Source organism: Bradyrhizobium sp. USDA 4502, assembly GCF_054063355.1.
This window is the reverse complement of the sequence record NZ_JBSSGF010000001.1, coordinates 4,592,607-4,610,067: the sequence shown is the minus strand read 5'-3', so window position 1 is coordinate 4,610,067 and position 17,461 is coordinate 4,592,607. Positions and strand designations below refer to the sequence as shown.

General features: G+C 55.0%; 13 protein-coding genes. 3 read left to right on the top strand and 10 right to left on the bottom strand.

The genetic code is table 11. From position 1 onward, the window contains the following. Positions 1–34 precede the first annotated feature (34 nt). The 4 genes from ACVW1B_RS21470 to ACVW1B_RS21455 form a co-directional block, all read right to left on the bottom strand. The gene (locus tag ACVW1B_RS21470; protein ID WP_456822195.1) at positions 35–2,467 is read right to left on the bottom strand and encodes a glycosyltransferase; all 2,433 of its coding nucleotides are present in this window, start codon (positions 2,465–2,467) and stop codon (positions 35–37) included. Positions 2,468–2,778: 311 nt separating this feature from the next. Beyond that, entirely contained in the window at positions 2,779–4,218 is a 1,440-nt protein-coding gene (locus ACVW1B_RS21465) for a DUF2142 domain-containing protein (protein ID WP_456822194.1), read from the bottom strand. A gap of 284 nt (positions 4,219–4,502) precedes the next feature. Continuing rightward, positions 4,503–5,780: a calcium-binding protein gene (locus ACVW1B_RS21460; RefSeq protein WP_456822193.1), complete on the bottom strand. Its 1,278-nt coding sequence runs from the start codon at positions 5,778–5,780 to the stop codon at positions 4,503–4,505. Positions 5,781–5,982: 202 nt separating this feature from the next. Further along, on the bottom strand, positions 5,983–6,693 hold the full coding sequence (locus ACVW1B_RS21455) for a hypothetical protein (protein ID WP_456822192.1): 711 nt from the start codon (positions 6,691–6,693) through the stop codon (positions 5,983–5,985). Between the two features lie 811 nt (positions 6,694–7,504). Between ACVW1B_RS21455 and ACVW1B_RS21450 the strand changes: the two genes are divergently transcribed. From ACVW1B_RS21450 to ACVW1B_RS21440, 3 genes are read left to right on the top strand one after another with little or no spacing between them, the layout of a single operon-like run. Then, the gene (locus ACVW1B_RS21450) at positions 7,505–9,268 is read left to right on the top strand and encodes a type I secretion system permease/ATPase (RefSeq protein WP_456822191.1); all 1,764 of its coding nucleotides are present in this window, start codon (positions 7,505–7,507) and stop codon (positions 9,266–9,268) included. Further along, positions 9,265–10,575, top strand: coding sequence for an HlyD family type I secretion periplasmic adaptor subunit (locus tag ACVW1B_RS21445; RefSeq protein ID WP_456822190.1), 1,311 nt, complete (start codon positions 9,265–9,267; stop codon positions 10,573–10,575). Before ACVW1B_RS21450 ends, ACVW1B_RS21445 begins: the two co-directional genes overlap by 4 nt. 9 nt (positions 10,576–10,584) lie before the next feature. Further along, the gene (locus tag ACVW1B_RS21440; protein WP_456822189.1) at positions 10,585–11,595 is read left to right on the top strand and encodes a M23 family metallopeptidase; all 1,011 of its coding nucleotides are present in this window, start codon (positions 10,585–10,587) and stop codon (positions 11,593–11,595) included. 166 nt (positions 11,596–11,761) lie between these two features. Here ACVW1B_RS21440 and ACVW1B_RS21435 read toward each other — a convergent pair whose 3' ends face one another. The 6 genes from ACVW1B_RS21435 to ACVW1B_RS21410 all read right to left on the bottom strand — a co-directional run bounded on the left by ACVW1B_RS21435 (position 11,762) and on the right by ACVW1B_RS21410 (position 17,209). After that, the gene (locus ACVW1B_RS21435) at positions 11,762–12,847 is read right to left on the bottom strand and encodes a glycosyltransferase family 2 protein (RefSeq protein ID WP_456822188.1); all 1,086 of its coding nucleotides are present in this window, start codon (positions 12,845–12,847) and stop codon (positions 11,762–11,764) included. Positions 12,848–12,857: 10 nt separating this feature from the next. Next, positions 12,858–13,289, bottom strand: a complete 432-nt coding sequence (locus ACVW1B_RS21430; protein ID WP_456822187.1) for an EamA family transporter — start codon at positions 13,287–13,289, stop codon at positions 12,858–12,860. Positions 13,290–13,612: 323 nt separating this feature from the next. After that, complete coding sequence (locus tag ACVW1B_RS21425) at positions 13,613–14,575, bottom strand: glycosyltransferase (RefSeq protein WP_456822186.1); 963 nt, start codon at positions 14,573–14,575, stop codon at positions 13,613–13,615. After that, the gene (locus ACVW1B_RS21420) at positions 14,550–15,521 is read right to left on the bottom strand and encodes a hypothetical protein (RefSeq protein ID WP_456822185.1); all 972 of its coding nucleotides are present in this window, start codon (positions 15,519–15,521) and stop codon (positions 14,550–14,552) included. The genes ACVW1B_RS21425 and ACVW1B_RS21420 overlap by 26 nt, the downstream gene beginning before the upstream one ends. 141 nt (positions 15,522–15,662) lie before the next feature. Continuing rightward, on the bottom strand, positions 15,663–16,445 hold the full coding sequence (locus ACVW1B_RS21415) for an ABC transporter ATP-binding protein (protein WP_456822184.1): 783 nt from the start codon (positions 16,443–16,445) through the stop codon (positions 15,663–15,665). Between the two features lie 5 nt (positions 16,446–16,450). Further along, positions 16,451–17,209, bottom strand: coding sequence for an ABC transporter permease (locus ACVW1B_RS21410; RefSeq protein WP_456823055.1), 759 nt, complete (start codon positions 17,207–17,209; stop codon positions 16,451–16,453). Positions 17,210–17,461: the final 252 nt, after the last annotated feature.

Genomic DNA, 17,461 nt, shown 5'->3' with positions numbered 1-17,461 from the left:
CAGCGCGGTGCGCGTTTGAGAATGATCTTGCACGCTACCCGAAAGGTCGATCGAACTCTTCTGTTTGATCAGCGTTGATTTGGTCGATGTGTCGTGCCGAGGCTTGATCGCGTTCTGGAATCTTTGCTTTCGGGTCGCTGGCCGGTTTGAACGTGGAGCTTGGAGCTTCGGCCGTACGATAGTAGCCGGCTGGCCGTTGTGCGCTCGCGCTCTTTAGAAAGGCGTGAAGTTCTTCGGCTTGATCATCGAAGTTTCGAATGCGAGCCTTGTATTTGTTGACGTACCCGATCACCTTTTGAGGGTTGGCAACTAACTTGGCAATAGCGGCTCTCAGATTCGAATGGTCGCCGTCCAACGGAATGATGGTTCCGTTTTTACCGTCAACAATGTCTTCAACGGTCCCGCCGGAGTCCGTTGCGATCACCCATTTGTCGCGAACCAGCGCTTCCCTGACTGTAAGACCAAAGCTCTCCTTCCATTGCGATGGAAACAGAAGAACGTCGATGGTTGAAAAGAACTCATCTATGGTTTCTTGTGTGTAGGCGGGAACGATCCTGATTGCACCCTTGAGCCGCAAATGTTTGGGCATCGAACTGAAGCCGAGGTTGAGCGTATTGTCGACCAGAACCAGTTCATAATTTGCGCTGTCGAGTTCCTGAAATGCGCGGATGATGAGGTCAAGGCCTTTAATGGGACCGGCGCCGCCGACAAAGCCGAACCTTAACTTTGTGTCGATCCGCGATGCCGCACCACCGATCGCGCGGGGCGCCTTGATGCCGTTCTTATTGACCGCTACGAGATCGGATGGCAGACCATTGGCTACATAGATGTCCTTCCAAAACTTGCTCGGCGCGAGCAGCTTGGACGCTTGGCGCAACGCGCCCTTTAGGAAGTTCAAACGCAGTTCGGTCCACGAGATGTTTGGGACGCAGGTCTCGCAAACGTTCATGTCAATGGTCACTTGGCCACAATAGCGGTGATTTGGCTTTATCATGAACTGCCGTTCGCACAGCCACCACGCATCGTGCAGAGTAACAACGTAAGGTACCGACGCCTCTATGCAGGCCTCGGCTATTGAAGCTGTGAGGCCCTGAACCGCGTGAAGATGAACGACGTCCGGCCGGTACGATAACAGGATATCCTCAAAGATGTTCTTCATTTTCCGATTGAGGAAATCGAGCTCGCGGGGATTGGGCGGGGGCGTCTTGACCGATACGATCGGGATACTTTTCTGCTCATGGCGAACCATGTCGTAAGGCTTCATTGCCGGATCGTGGGCGCCGCTGAAGACGAGGACTGACGTATCCCGCCGTGCGTTGAGCCGGACGGCCATCTCTTCGGCAATAATCGTTCCTCCACCGAAGCTGTCGGGGCTGAAGTATATGTTCGCAACTAAGATTCTCAGTGCCTTGTCTTCGTCACTTCCATATGCGTCGAGCAGCGGTTGAATATCTCGTATCGCAAGCTGAGCAGGACTGTAGCGCTCGATCGCAGCCTGCCTTGATTGCTGTCCCATTGTCGCTCTGAGTTCGCGAGCATCGACTAGACTCGTCAATGCCGCCGTCCATTGCTCTCCCGTCTCGGCAAGCATCCCGGATCGTCCGTGGCTTATGATATGCCGGAATGCACTTCGTGGAGAGCACACGGACGGAATTCCAAATAATGCCGCTTCGATGAATTTTATGTTGCTCTTGCAATCATTAAATACGGTCGCTTCAAGCGGCGCTAAGTTGATGTCGCACTCGGCCAGGAGTTTGAGGTAACTCAGGTAGTCCGTCAAAGGATAGCGTTCGATCTGAGAGGAGATCAGATCGAATTCGGGCGGTAACGTCAGCTCGCCCACGATTCTGACTCGAAGGTTTGGATAGTTTTGCGCGACGGATAAAATCGATCGAGCGGCGCAGTCGAAATCAGCGTCATGCGCTTTGGAGCCGGAGCCGTAGAACAGGCGGATTAGGTTCGGGTCACGAAGGCAGGCAACCTCAGCCTGCTCGACAAACTCTAACGTCTGCTCGTCGATCCCGTTTTCAATGACATGAACTGTCTTCAGCCCTGCTTCCGACATTTTTGCCGCTAAGTCTATCGTGCTTGCGATGCCGATGTCGCATGAAGTCAGCGCTTTACGGAAGAGCGGGACGCCAGCGAGAACACTCGAGCGTAGATCCTCGGAAAGTCGTTCGAGGTTGCGATTTTCTAAGTAACTCGAAAGATCGAAGATGAGATCGTCGGTCTCGTAGATCGTAGTGACGCCGAGCCGCTTAGCTTCGCGGATCAGAGACAAGACCGAGTCGTAGCCGGGGACGCGATAGAAAATGGCAATCGTGTGGGTTTGCAGCGCGTTCATGCAGTTGGCAAAATCCCAGGCCGACACGACGGTGCACTCGACGCCCTGGAGCTTGAACAGCACCTGCTTTTGTTGAACGCGGTACTTCTCGCATTGCGGGATGTCGAGGGTTGCAACAATCAAGACGCGCGTCCTGAGGATGGATCGCGCGGGTCGACTTGGGACCGGATGGGCACTCCTATCGAACGGTGGAACCGGTCCCTTCAGCTTTTCTCGGGTCCGCTGATACAGGATCGTGCCGAGTTCCAAGAGTCCACGAGATCCGTTGGTTCGAATAATCGAGAGGGCCGTCCGAGATCGACGCTGAATATCAGCCAAAGCGAAGCCAATTTGTTTCAACTGAGTTCTCATAACGCGCAAGTAAGGTGCTGAGCCTTATACAGTCTCGGCGAGAACAAGTCGATTTCCCGTTCGCCTGGCCTAGACCCGTATTCCTACGGTGGGTTGGGAATCCAATAGCGAACAAGCAAGGAAAAGCAGGCTAAGGCCAGCATCGCGCGGGCTGCGGACAACTGCAATTCAAGAAAGGAAATCGGAATGGACCCAGAGCGGTGAATAATCGCACGGGGGAGAATTGCGAAAACGCAAGCGAGAAAAGGGGCCAATGGAATAAAATACCTACCTTGTGGCCCATCGACCAAAGGTGCACCTACTCCAGCGGGCTGCTTCGATGTCCAGATGACGTAAAGCGCTAGCATCATCATTATTATAGAAGCAGCACAGCCCAAAAATATGACGAGTCGATCGACCAAATGCATATCATGAGGCTTTAACTGCATTGCGTCAACCGCTATAGCGGCCAGAAAAAGTCCCGAAAGAAGGGCGATTGCCGGAAGCGGCAGGTTAGTGTCAAGCCAACCGAAATCACCGAAAAACGAGACCAAGTAAAAATCGAAGCGAGTGACCAACGTGTTCCAGATCAGCCTGGGGACGGCGAGCGGATGAGTCGCCAAATAAGTTTGCTGTGCCCTTAGGAGGGGGGCGTCCATCGGATCGGAGGTAAATCCGAAAAGAAAGAGCGCGGAAGCCGCTCCCATCAGACCTGCGAGTAGAACAAGGAAACTATAAACGATGAACTCCCTCTTGCGCATAACATGACGCAGCAAGATGATTGTGAGCAGAACAGGCAAATAGACGGCTTTCGCATGTCCCAAGAAGAATGCCGCGACGACTATTGCAACCTTCAACCTATTTGAAGGCGGCTTTCCCAAGCCTGATCCCACGACAGTTAGCGCAAAAAAACCGATCGCAGAAAGAATGACTGTGGTGTCATAGCTAGCTGTCGACGCGAGAAATACTGACATCGGCATCGTAGCGACAAAGGTAATGATACTTCGAAAGGATAAGAGCCATTGAAGCGCAATGGTCACACCAACCGCGAATGCGATAAGATTTCCTAACCGCGCAAAATAAAGCGCGGCTGACCAATTAAAGCGGATGTTTGCAGATGGAGCAATTCGATAAAGAGCTTTTCCTGCGAGCAAGCCGGCGATTTGCGGAAGATAGAGCAGTGGAGAAGCGGATTGCGAGGGGTAAGTGTAGTGCACCGACGGCTCGCGGGAGATCGCTGCGTAAGAATCAACATACCACGATCGGTAAGAATATTTCGTTTCCGGGTGACCACTCATATATTTATGAGCGGCAACATAGTCGCGGAGTGACTGGGGAATTCGTTGCCCCCAACGTCCTTCCTCGTAAGTCGGAAAAATGGATCCCGCGGATAGCATCGCGATTCGGACAAAATGACTGTCCTCGTCTGGGCTCTGAATGGGCGGGGTAATGAATACTAAGACGATGCCGAAGAAAATAATCGTGCTAAATACCTTGCGCGCGAACGCGCTTCGGATTGTAGGCGGTATCATCAGAATATCCATCAAGACATGGGACGCGCATTAAAGTGACTACCAGCTGCGCGGGCCCTCAAGCAAATTCAACTACGTTTGTTCCCGCATTTGTTCGGGGTCCCTCGGCTTCTGAATTGATTAGCATGTTCCCGTCGTATTCGCCCAAGTTAATGTCGGCCAACACAACGTTTCTCCTCGAAAACCAGCTGGCAGAGCCACGACGCTAGGCGAAGGTGACGGGTGACCTACCCCCGTCAAAGCAGCACGGCGCCCGGGAACCGAGCGCCGTGTCGACGGATCGTCTATCTATTTTATTAGAACACTGCGAAATCCGACAGCACCGGAGCCGACGTATTCTGCAGCGTTAGGGTGTTGCCGCCACCGAAGTCGATGAAGTATTCGCCGGTTGGCAGGTGCTGGACTAGGGCAAGAACATCGGCGGCCGAGTTCACACCGAGGGAGCTGGATACCCGGATGCCGTCACCTTGAGCGTGGCTGAAGTCCTCAATGCGATCCTTGCCCATATTGGCTTCAAACACGAAGATGTCGGCGCCGGCCTCGCCCGTGAGGTAGTCGTCTCCGGTGCCCCCGTTGATGATGTCATTGCCGTCCTGTCCATTTAGGCGGTCATCGCCGGCATCACCAAACATCGTATCATTACCCGAACCACCATATAGGCCGCCGGGCGCGCCAGCCAGGCCGCTGCCGCCGTCATTGCCGGCCCCACCATGAATGAGGTCGTCACCTTCCTCGCCAAATACGGAATCGCTACCGTCGCCACCGTCAAGGGTGTCATTTCCGGTTGAACCGGAGATCGCATCGTCACCGGCGCCGCCGAACACCTGATCGTTCCCCGCGTCACCCGTGACGATATCAGGTCCGTCACCGCCACGCACGATATCGTCGCCGTTATCGCCCTTGACGATATCGCTAGCCCCACCGCCGTCGATGGTGTCGTTGCCGTCGCCGCCGAGGATCAAATCTAGCCCCGCACCGCCGTTGAGGATGTCGGCGCCATCATGACCGGCGATCGAATCGTTCCCGTCACCACCATCCACAACATCGTTGCCGCTTCCTCCGATTATTGTGTCATTACCGGCATCACCGCTCAATGTGTCGTTGCCAGGGCCGCCCTGAAGAACGTCGTCGCCATCGCCACCACTTAAGTTATCGTTGCCGTCACCTCCGAATAACGTGTCGTTGCCAGCGTCGCCGGTCACCGTGTCATCCCCGGCGCCAGCGCCAATGACGTCATTGCCTGCCAGGCCGTGGATCGTCTCTGAAAGGCCATAGGTTTGGAAGCTATCATCGCCAGCGGTGCCATTGACTATATCAGTCTGAAGGGCAAAGGCTTGTCCTTGGATTCCGCTTGGTGTGGCATCGGAGGTATTGGTCGTATCAGAGTTATCGTAGGTGACCACGAAGGTGCCGTCGCTGTGGCTCGCGATGCTATTGTTGTCCTCAACGCTGGTGCTCGGCAAGGCGTTGACGAGGAAAGCGTCGCCGACAGCATGACCGCTTCCGTCGAAGCGACGCCCAAATACACCGTCGGTATTGTCGGGCGAGGTTCCCGCGAAATCATCCCAAGTCACGACGAACCCGCCGTCTGGGGAGGCTGCGACCTTGGCGTCTTGTTGAGAACCTCCGGTGACTGCGATGTCGAACGGAGCCGATGCGGTACCTGTGGCATCGACGATGACGCCCCTGACATCGGTAAAAAATCCTTGCGTTTCGCTATAGACGACAACAAACCTGCCGTCTGACAGCGCCGCTACGTCCGGTTGAATTAGAGGGTTAGCTGTGTCGGCAATCGTAAATGCGGCGCTCGTACTGCCGGTCGGGGTTACGAATTCGCCGCGAATATCGAGCGCGGTCGTCGAGCTGTTGTTGTCGACCCAGACGACAAGTCCTTGGGTGGCATTGGCCCGCGACGGCTGGTGCCGTTTCGGCGCCCGCTAAGGTCGTTAGGTTAGTTGGTAGGGTGGTAAAGGTGTCTGTAGAAGAATCGTAAACCTCGAAGCGGATGTTGCTGTTTGTACCGGTTACGTCAGCTTGTTGCGCGATCAGATACTTGGTCGAGGCCGAACCAAATTCGGCGATATCAGGATGGCTGATGTTGACTGCGGCGTTAAAGTCAAAAAACGACGTGTGCTCGATTACTCCCGTTGAGCTGACGCTGGCATAGCGAACGTAAGTAGCCGGAAAACCATTATTATCATCGTAGACGACAATCGCTCCATTGTCCGGGCGCGCTGCTACCGCAGAGTCATTTTGCTCTGCATTAGGCAGCGTAGAAATGAGTACCGCGGACCCGATTGGGGTGCCGTCCGAAGCCAGGCGTTGAAAGAAGATATCATCGCCGTTGGCGCCACCGGTGAAACTTGTATAGGTCGTCACGTACCCGCCATTTAGCAGGGCTGCAGTATCCGAATTGAACTGACCATTGGCGGTGACCAGATTTATCTGCTTTTCTCCGGCTGGGTTAAAAAGCACGTTGTCTGCCATAATAATACTCCTCGCCTGCTATGATTGAATTTGTGATAATTCATTGAGCTTCGCGATGTGGATTGAAGCGCCGGCCCGAAGCCCAAACTACGACCAACGCATAGGCTCTCAAATTCTGATGTCTTCTTTGCAACCGGTTCGCTGTCTCGTTGTCATGGCGCGCGCAATTTTGTCGCCCTAACCGCAAGCACCAAGAACCAGCGACCCGACGCATTGCTCGTGTATGCCGTTCTAATGATGGACTGGTTACTTAGATCGTGAGCGAAGCTGTACGCTACAATCGACAATTAGCCATGATCGCCTCCGTGTTTTGCTGTGGCACTGCGCCACCTTCTGCATAAACTGAGCGCTAGCCGGATCTTGCCTCCACGACGGGCGCCGCGGAGTTTCTCGAAAACTGAGTGAAGTTGCGCCTTGGATGGCGCTTAAAATACGAAGCGTTGCCTCGCCTTAGTGTGGGTCGTCGGCCCATCGAAATAAGAATGCGTGGAGCTAAATATTGGTCGTTGCGTCCGAAGAAATGGTTCGTTTCGTCAATCAACCTGTCATTGCACAGCTTAGCAGCCGAATTCGCTAGCTGTCAAAGGAGAATAATTTCCGGAAAAGGATTAGCAACGAGGCATAATAAATGCTACTCGGTTCAGCGTGGTTTTTTCAAGTGATTGTGGACCTTTAGTAAGCCTATTGCCGCGGAGTTCAATCAACTCATCGAACATCCTTTGTGTCTGGGCACTTGTTGAGGCCCTCGCGACGTTTGCACCGCGGTCAAAGTCGCTGCGGCCCGCCTGCCCAATAAACAGCGGGGCCACGCGTGAATATACCTTGGAAACCCGAGAGCTCGGGTAGGCCGCAAGGGGGGCTTAATGCTGCGTTGCGCAGATGTAATGCTGCGTTTGTCGGCATTGGTCTCATGAGTGGTTTGCTAAATGTGCTGGCTCTTACGAGCTCACTTTTCATGCTCGAGATTTATGATCGTGTTCTGCCCAGTCGCAGCTTGCCAACGCTGATCGGTCTCGCAATCGTGACGCTAGTCCTGTTCGGCTTCGCTGCCATTCTCGATCTCATTCGCAGCCGAATGTTCACTCGCATCGGGGCTTGGCTCGGTCAATCCGCCTCAGACAATGTATTTCACGCGCTGGCAGCCCTCCCACTCAATCGTTCTGCCGAAGGGGATCCATTGCAACCCGTGCGGGATCTGGATCAGATCAGAGCTTTCTTGGCTGGTGGCGGTCCGGCGGCTTTCTTTGATTTGCCTTGGATACCGCTCTACCTCGGGGTTTGCTTCTACTTTCATGCCTTAATCGGAACAGCGGCTCTGGTCGGGAGCGTGGTATTGTTGTCGCTTACCCTGATGACCGAGGTGTGGACCAAGGGACCTACGAGGATGGCCATAAGTGATGGCGTCTTGCGCAATGCCGTCGCGTCTGCCGCATCGCGCAACGCCGAGGTCGTGCGCTCGATGGGCATGGAGGCACGCTTGAGGCAGCGTTGGAGTGCGATCAATGACCGCTTCATTGGCGTCCAGCTGGCGACCGCGGACGTCGTCGCAAGCCTTGGCGCTGTCTCTCGGACGCTTCGGATCATACTGCAATCTACCGTTCTTGGGATCGGCGCGTATTTGGTGATCATTGGTGAGGCGACAGCGGGCGTGGTGTTTGCCAGCTCCATGCTGGTATCGCGTGCGATGGCGCCGGTGGATCTCGCGATCTCGCGGTGGCAGTCTTTCGCGGCTGCCCGACAAAGCTGGGTACGCCTCGAAGCCTTGCTGAAGCGGTTTCCAGATCAAGTGCGCGGCCTCGAGCTACCGCCGCCGAGCCATGATCTTGCCGTTGAGAATATTCATGTCGCTCCGCCAGGGAGCGAACGCTCGGTCGTTCAAGGCGTCAGCTTCCTCGTCCGGGCAGGGAGTGCTGTAGGCGTAGTCGGACCTAGCGGATCTGGAAAATCTACGTTGGTACGTACGATCGTTGGTGCATGGGCTTCCCGTGCCGGAAAGGTTCGCATCGACGGCGCGGCACTCGAACAGTGGGCGTCCGAAGACCTTGGCCGGCATATTGGCTATTTGCCACAAGATGTCGACTTGTTCGCTGGTACCGTCGCAGAAAATATCTCCCGATTCGATGCAAGGTGCGCGTCGCGCGATATCATCGCAGCAGCACAAGCGGCCGGCGTGCACGAGCTGATCCTCAAACTTCCAGATGGCTATGAGAGTCAGATTGGCGAGGGTGGGGTAGCGCTTTCTGCGGGGCAGCGGCAGCGGATTGCATTGGCTCGCGCCCTGTTTCGCGATCCTTTTCTTGTGGTTTTAGATGAGCCGAACTCAAACCTAGACCATGCCGGCGACCAGGCGTTGCAACGGGCGATCTTGGGTGTGCGGGCACGCGGCGGCATCGCTGTCATCGTAGCTCACCGACCGAGTGCGCTCGAAAACGTCGACCTGATGTTGGCAGTGGCCGAGGGAAAGGCTGTGGCGTTCGGCCCGAAAGACGAGGTGACAGCGAAAGTTACCAGATCGGCGGTACGAACGGTCTCAAAGGAACTTCGCACCGTGGCAGATAATAGGAATACGCCATGACTGAGCGATCGCGGCCGAACATACTCATCTCCTTGCAATGGTACCTGCGCGGTGCGGTCGCCGTGATCATCACGTTCGGAGTGGGCGTTTGCGGGCTTGCCGCGAAAACGCAGATCGCGGGAGCAGTAATAGCAAGTGGCACTCTGGTCGTAGACAGCAACGTGAAAAAGGTCCAGCATCCGACAGGCGGCGTAATCGGTGAACTTCGAGTTCGGGATGGCGTGCGAGTGAGAGCTGGTGACGTGGTAATGCGCCTCGATGAAACAGTGGTGCGTGCCAATCTGGCGATTGTTACCAAGAGTATCGACGAGCTGCTCGCCCGAAGGGCCCGTGAGGAGGCCGAGCGAGACGGGATGAAGACGATTGAGTTTCCGCCGGAGCTGCTTTCGCGAGCGAATGACGACGATTTGGCGCGCATTCTAGCCGGCGAGCAAAGACTGTTTCAAATTCGACGCGAGAGCGTGGAAGGGCAGAAGGCTCAGCTGCGCGAGCGGATCGCGCAATCCAGCGAGGAAATCCGCGGTTATGCTACTCAGGAAGAGGCGAAGGCCCGGCAGAGCGAGTGGATTGATCAGGAGCTCGTCGGGGTCCGCGATCTCTGGAAGTCACATCTCGTTCAGTTCACTCGCGTCACAACGCTCGAGCGAAGCAAGGCCGCGCTCGACGGGGAACGTGGCGCGCTTATTTCCTCTATAGCTCAAACCAAGGGAAAGATTTCAGAGATCGAGCTTCAAATTCTGCAGCTCGATCAGAATACACGGACTGAAGTGGGTAAGGATCTAGCCGATATACGTGCAAAATTGTCGGAGCTGGGTGAGCGGCGTGTTACCGCCGAGGATCAGCTTAAGCGCATCGACGTTCGGGCACCGCAGGATGGGGTCGTCCATCAGCTTAGCGTTTTTACGGTGGGCGGCGTTGTCGGTCCGGGTGATGTATTAATGATGATCGTGCCGGAAGGAGACGCGTTGGCTGTCGAGGCGAAGTTGTCTCCGCAGGATATCGACCAGGTTCGAGTAGGCCAGGCGGCGGTACTCCGGTTTGCCGCGTTCAATGCGCGGACGACGCCGGAAATCAACGGCAAAGTGGGGGTTGTTTCAGCTGACCTGCTGCAGGATCAGCGGACCGGCGCTTATTATTACACGGTTCGGATCACGCTGCCTGCTGACGAAGTCGGAAAGCTCGGATCTAAGAAGTTGGTACCTGGCATGCCGGTCGACGCGTACATTCAGACCTCGGAGCGATCAATGCTTTCGTATCTGCTGAAGCCCGTTGTTGACCGCGGATTTAATGCCTTCCGTGAACAGTAGGCCCGAGGAATGCGTGCGGCGGTGATTCGCAGACTCATTTTTGGTCTCGTCGTCATGTCCGCGATGGCACGGGGTGCGCATGGCGCCGAAGATTTCCCCAAATTTAAGGTGCCGCTTAATTGTCGCGTCGGCCTCACCTGCTTTATTCAGAATTACGTAGATCACGACCCTACCGCGGAGACCCGCGATTTTCACTGCGGCACCCGAACCTATGATGGTCACGACGGGACAGATTTTCGTATTCCGAGCATGGCCAGCCAACGGAACGGCGTTGAGGTTATGCCGGTCGCCGACGGAATTATATTGCGGGCGCGTGATGGGATTGAGGATGTTTCAATCCGAAAAAAAGATAACAACGATATCAAAGGAGGACAGTGCGGGAACGGCTTGGTGATTGAACATGCGGGGGGATGGAGCTCCCAGTATTGCCACTTGGCAAACGGCAGCCTGCGGGCGGCACCAGGCCAACGGGTAAGCGCCGGACAGGTTCTTGGCTTGGTCGGACTATCCGGCGAGACCGAGTTTCCGCACTTGCATCTTACGATCCGCAAGGACGATGTTGTCGTCGATCCGTTCGCGTATGGAGCTGAGGCGGGGGCGTGCGTCGGAGGAGTTTCGCTCTGGGATCTGACCGACGCGGTCGAATATCACCAGCGCGAGATCTTGAATTTCGGCTTCACCTCCATCCCGGTTACCATGGACGCGATCGAATCCGGTGAAGCGGAGCGCAACCCCGTCAAGAAAGTCAGCTCATTAATCGCTTATGTCAGAGCAATTGGTCTTCGGGCAGGAGACGAGCAACTGCTTCAGATATATTCTCCCGACGGTTCGTTGCTTGTCGAGCACCTGTCTCCACCCCTTGAGCATGACAAGGCTCAAGCCTTCGTTTTTGTCGGCAGAAAGGAGCGAGGTACGGGCTGGCCTGCGGGAAATTACAACGCCACATATATCATCAAGAAATCCGGCGTCGAGCTTTTGCGTAAGTCATTCCAGGCGCCGATCGATCGTGGGCGACTGTAAGTCGTTCGAATCGCGCCGGCGAAAGCGTTGCCGGGTGTGATATCGGGTGAAGAAACAGATGCATGACTGACAACCGTCTATGCCGAGGGTCTCGCGGCTGAGTGTTGCCGCAACGGGCGCTCGGCGTTATTGGGCATTGGGAGGAAAGCAACGGCGTTGCCGTGAGCTACGGTGGTCCATGTCGTCCGTCGTCAGACACTATGAGGCTGATCGGTGTTGCAGGACTTCCGCGGCCGTTATTCTTTGGGTCGCACTCAGTTCCTGTCTTGATGGCTGGTGGGGAAAGGACAGGATCAAGTGTCGGATGCAGAGCCGCTCGGGGAACAGAAGCTACATCGTAGTTGAGCGCAGCCAAGAAAAATTGGGTACCGGTGATGATAGGCAAGGCTGCGAGCATGACTGTTCCGGCGGTCGCCGGCTCCCTTTGGGCGCTTTCGACGATCCACTTATAAGAGCCGAATGTGCCTCCAAAAAGGATCAGCGCTATCGAGGCACAGAGCTCTACGGATGCGACGTTAAAATCGCGGATGAAGTAATTGTAGGCGATCCGCTTCCATGTATTTCGCAGATGTCCTATCAAAAATGGACCGAGGATCTTGCGCACGTGGAGACCACTAACCTCATCGCTGTAGACGGCGTCCATGGCGACGTCGATGACCCGGGCCCGGACCGTGCTGAGTCGAAAAAGGATATCAGTCTCAAAAAAATAGCGCTCAGCGAGCTTCTCTAAGGGTAGCAAAGTAAGTACACGAGTGCTGATAGCGGTATATCCATTGGTCGGATCGAACAGGTTCCAATAACCCGTCGAGAGCTTAGAAAAGAACGATAGGATCGCATTTCCGAAAACACGCACGTTCGGCATACCCTGCAAAGAGGCTGGGCTATAGAAGCGGTTGCCTTTCGAGTAGTCGGCTTCACCATTGATGATAGGAATGCAAAAGCGCGATGCGATACGAGGATCCATCTGGCCATCGCCATCGATCTTGACCGCTATGTCCATTCCGTCCGCCACAGCCTGACGATAGCCACGGATGACTGCGCTTCCTACGCCGCGATTTCGGTCATTTCTCAGCACCGTCACTCGCGGATCCGTTGAATTAGATTGGATGTAATCCCCGGATCTCTCGGGACAGGCGTCGTCAATGCAGTAGATGGCGTCGAACTCCGGTCCGATCTTTGCTATGACGCCAAGGACATGCCGTTTCACTTTGTAGCAGGGAATAACCGCGCAAATCCGATAAGACTTGATCATGTTGATCTGTTCATAGAGTCGTTACGAATAAGCCGGCGATGACAAGTGCCATTCCGACCACATAATTCAATCCAACAGTTTCTCCTAAGAATAGGACAGCTGCTAGAGGAACAAGTATAAAAGATAGTGCCATAAACGGATAGGCGCTGCTGAGTGGCACGTTCTGCAGGATATAGATGTAGAGCACCGTCGTGCCGCCATAAAGAGTGAGGGCTGCGATAACGACTGGATTGAGCATTAGCCAAATTGCGGATGATAGATCCGTAACTGGTTCGGCTTGCTGGGCTCCTATTCGGAACAGGGTTTGCCCGATCGCAAGAAGAACTGCTACGCAAGCCAACAGTGCAATATAATAGTTTCGCATATGAGCCCCACAAACGGTGTGGCGATCTATATGACTTTCGCCGTAAGCTCGCAACTCTAAGCTGCGGATTCCAAGCATTCGACTGAACCATCCATTCGGGCGGCGCGAGGTGGAGTCTACCTGCTTGGCCGCCGGCTCCCCACCTTTCGCAAAGTCAGTCCGAACCTGTGTGCACGGGCATAAACTGCTGCAACGTACGGTCTAGCTGACCGGCTATTTTCTCGGCGCTCCACCCTGCCATCACCATTGACCTGAAACACGCATCCTCTTCCGCCGTCCACTGCTTCGGCAACCGGGATGATCCCTGGCTCTGTTGATTTGGTGCGCTCGCTCTATCTCCTGTAGGCATCACCGGCCCGCCTGCAAACGGAACGCCTAATCGATGGGCTCTTGCCCCCAATTTATCTCGTTATAAAATGGTTCCCTGCCGCATTCGCTCTTGCGGCGCGTCGAATGATCGTGTCAAGGGAAAAGAGGTTCGTGTGCTCGTCTGGACGATCGTTGGTCGCGGCGAGCACAATGTGAGATTCCGATAGTCCGTGACTTAAGTAGAGCTGTCGGAGGTTCTCGTTTAGGGCGAGTAGCAGCGAAGCGTTCAGCAGGCTCTCTCGCAGTTCAAAATAGCGATGGTAAGTTAGCAAAGGATTGTCTGCTTCGGCCGCTCGATGGCGTAAATCGTTGGCAAATGGCAGGCAGGGGTCTTTTGCCTGGCGGTGGTTCGACTCACATAGCCACCAATCATTATGCAGAGAAACCAAATAGGGCGTTTGATTGGAGGTACAGGCGGGCAAGACGGAGAAACTCATCTCACGAACGTCGAAGATGCAGACTAGATCAGGCTGCCAGATATCGAGTACCTCTTTAAATTTTCGTGCGACATCGTCGTTCCAGTACTGATTCGTCGGCAGGATGTTATGAGTGAGGCCAACTAAGGTGAGGTTGTTCACGCGGTTGACGTGCAGGGCATGCAAGGGAAGTTCCGGGCTCTGGAAACCGTGAAGGAATACGACTTCGTAATCTTTGCTTTCCATCAGCTGCGAAGCAAATTGCGCGGCGGCATGGCCTACCGCATTGGGCAATAAGTCGTTCACTATCATGATGCGTAACCTGCCGGCTGACGACGGTGGCAATGCTTGCAACAGAGGCTTGACTTGAAGATCCGCTAATCGGTCGGGATGAAAGCGTTCATGCGCGCTACGCGATGCGTGCTCACCAATCTCGTTGCGAAGCGTCTTGCTTTGAACCAAAGCGGAGAGGTGTCGTATCCAATCCTGTGTTGAGCTAGCTAAGAAGCCATTTTTTTCATCGTCGATGACGTTTGCATATGGATCGAGCGCGCTACAGACGCTCGGTACCTTGACCAATGCGGCTTCTATAAATTTGACTGGACTCTTCGCCCGGTTTAAGCGGGGTATCCTCCAGGCAAGCTATACTGACGTCCCACGAGGCCAATGAACGCAAATAGTCGTCCATGTCCATCAGCGGAAGGCGTACGATTCGGTTGGAAAAGCTTGTCAACTCGGACGGGAGCAGCAGCGGGCCCTGGATCGCCAGTTCAACGCTCGGATAGTGTTCAAGAACATAAGCGAGGGCAGGTGCTGCCTGGGCAAAGTCATTGTCGTGGGTGGCGGTGCCGCTGCCATATCCGATCGTTACCGTGTCGGGTGAACGGGGTAATGGATGGCTGAGAATCTGGCTGGACAGCCGCAGCTGATGAGCGCTTAGACCATTTTGGACCACGAAGCATTGGCCGCGGTTGATCTCGCGCATGTGTGCCGCAAGCGCATCTGTGCTCGCGATGGCATGATCACAGGCGGCCAATGCTGCACGATAGAATTGAACGCCCTCCAGGAGATGCTGCTGTTGCTCTGCAGAGCTTGATCGAAAGCTATGCAAAGTAGAAAATATCTCCTGATCGAAGACGATATCGTCGACGTCAAAGAATGTGGGTATGCCAAGCCTGGCGGCCTCTGAAAACAGCCGTGCGGTAGCCGGTTGCAAACCAACACGATAAAAGATCACAACTTCCGCCAGTTGAATGGCTTCTCTGCATTCCTCGAAATTCCACCAGTTAGCTATGGTCACGCTGCAGCCCAGACGTTCGAGACTTTCGGTCTTGTGGTAGACACGGTAAAGCCGACAGGCCGGGATCGACATTTCGGCGATAATTGCGACGCGCCGGCGTGGACCTTGCGGGTTTGCAGCAGATGTTTCTGACGTTGAGACTAATCGCTTAATCGAGCGTGCCAGCCGCGCGAGTTTGCGCTTCGCTTTAACGTGAGACGCCGTAATGAAGCTGCTCTCTGTCATAGAACCATGTTGATGGACGGACGAGGGGACATCGCCAGCTATTTGGCGTAACTTTCATTCCAGGCTTGCACATTGCTTGCTCGAGACGCGGCGTCTGCTGGGCGGGCCGGTTGGCTTAATAAAAAGTTGCGACGTCGACAATTATCCAGGAGTCCCAACCGCTGCCGCGTAAGCGTCGAGGATTTCATCGATTGGACCTGCGGATTTGATCCTGCCCTGATCCATCCAGATGCCTTGGTTACAAAACTGGCGGCATGTCTCAACGTTATGTGATGCGAGCACTAAAATGCTGGCTTTCGAGACGAACGACTCGACGCGTTGCTTCGCTTTGGTCAGAAAGGACGCGTCGCCGGCCATAATCCACTCGTCCATTAGAAGAATCTCCGGCGCGAAACAGGTCGCGACCGCGAATGTCAGACGCGTCATCATGCCCGACGAGTAGGTTCGCACCGGGATATCGAGATAGTCGCCAAGCTGGGTGAACTCGACGATGTCGGGCATGAGCCGTTCAATTTCATCTACCGATAAGCCCAGGATCATGCCGCGCAGGCGTATGTTGTCGTAGCCGGAGATGTCACCGTCAATGCCCAGGCCGATGTCGAACATAGGAGATATCCGGCCGCGCGTCCTCATGGTGCCTGATACCGGCTCATAGATTCCTGCCATGACCCGCAACAAGGTGGTCTTTCCAGCTCCGTTATACCCAATGAGGGCTACCCGGTCACCGGCACGCAATTGCAGCGAGACATCGCGAAGCGCTTCAACAACGATCTGGTGGTTCGCGTCGGTAGCGATGCGACCACCCGAACCGTGGAAAAGCAGACTCTTCTTCAGCGAGCGCGACCCGCTTTGGTAAATTGGAAAAGATACGCTCACGTTCGTGAGCGTTAGCTCGGCGTTGCCGGTGGGGAACGGTGCATTCATGGAAGCTAGACCCAGTACGCGATGCGGGCGCGATAGCGCGCAAAGAAGGCTGCGGCCACTGCTATGTTGATGAGCGTGATCAGCAGGACGGCCAGATAATTTTGTTCGGTCGGTATTGTCCCTAGCAGTGGAGCGCGAACGATTTCCAGGAGGTGAAAGAAGGGGTTGAAATCGGTAATGTAGGTCTTGCTCTTCAGCAATTCGGGCTTCCAAAAGATCGGCGTGACAAAGAATACGATCTGAATAGCAGAGTTGATGACCTGGGGAACGTCGCGGTATCGCGCGGATATGATTCCGATGCAAAGATTGGCAAGCGCGCCGTTGAAGATCACAAGCATCAGGCCGGGGATCGCAAGCAGCGCCGTCGCGCCCGGCCATATCCCAAAATAGGCAATGACGCCGAAGTAAATAACGAAGTTATGGGCGAATATGACAAGCTTGCTCCAGCTCGATCGATAGACGTAGACCGAATAGGGCAGCCTAATTTGTTTGATGTAGGATTCGGCGCCCGTAAACAGGGTGCCTGCCTCGGTGATGAAGCTGGAAATCAGATTCCAGACCAGCAGGCCGACACACAGGAATGGCAGGAAGTCGTCGATCGGTGTATTGAATAGCTGCGCATATAGAACACCCAAAGACACGACCATGATGGCCATGCTGGCGGTTAGCCAAAACGGCCCCAAAAGAGAGCGGCGGTAACGTTGCCGAATATCGTTCCACCCAAGACGGACCCACAGTGGCCAAAGGCCAAGGCCCGAGATCATGTCGGACAACGCTATTTTGAGAGCCAGAGGCTGGCGCTCGGGACCATCATGTCCGGCGGAAAAGAGAGGTTGAAGGCTAGCTTTCAAGGTCGCGGTCCGTATCTGGGGCACCTGCTTGGAAATAGGCCGGTGGTCGCAGTTGGCCCCGTTTGCGCGAAGGAACACCCCATCTGGTCCGCCCTGTCAACGGCATCGACGCTTTCGCCGCCCGGCACACGGTCCTTTTTCGAGTTTGGGCTGGCCGGACCATCT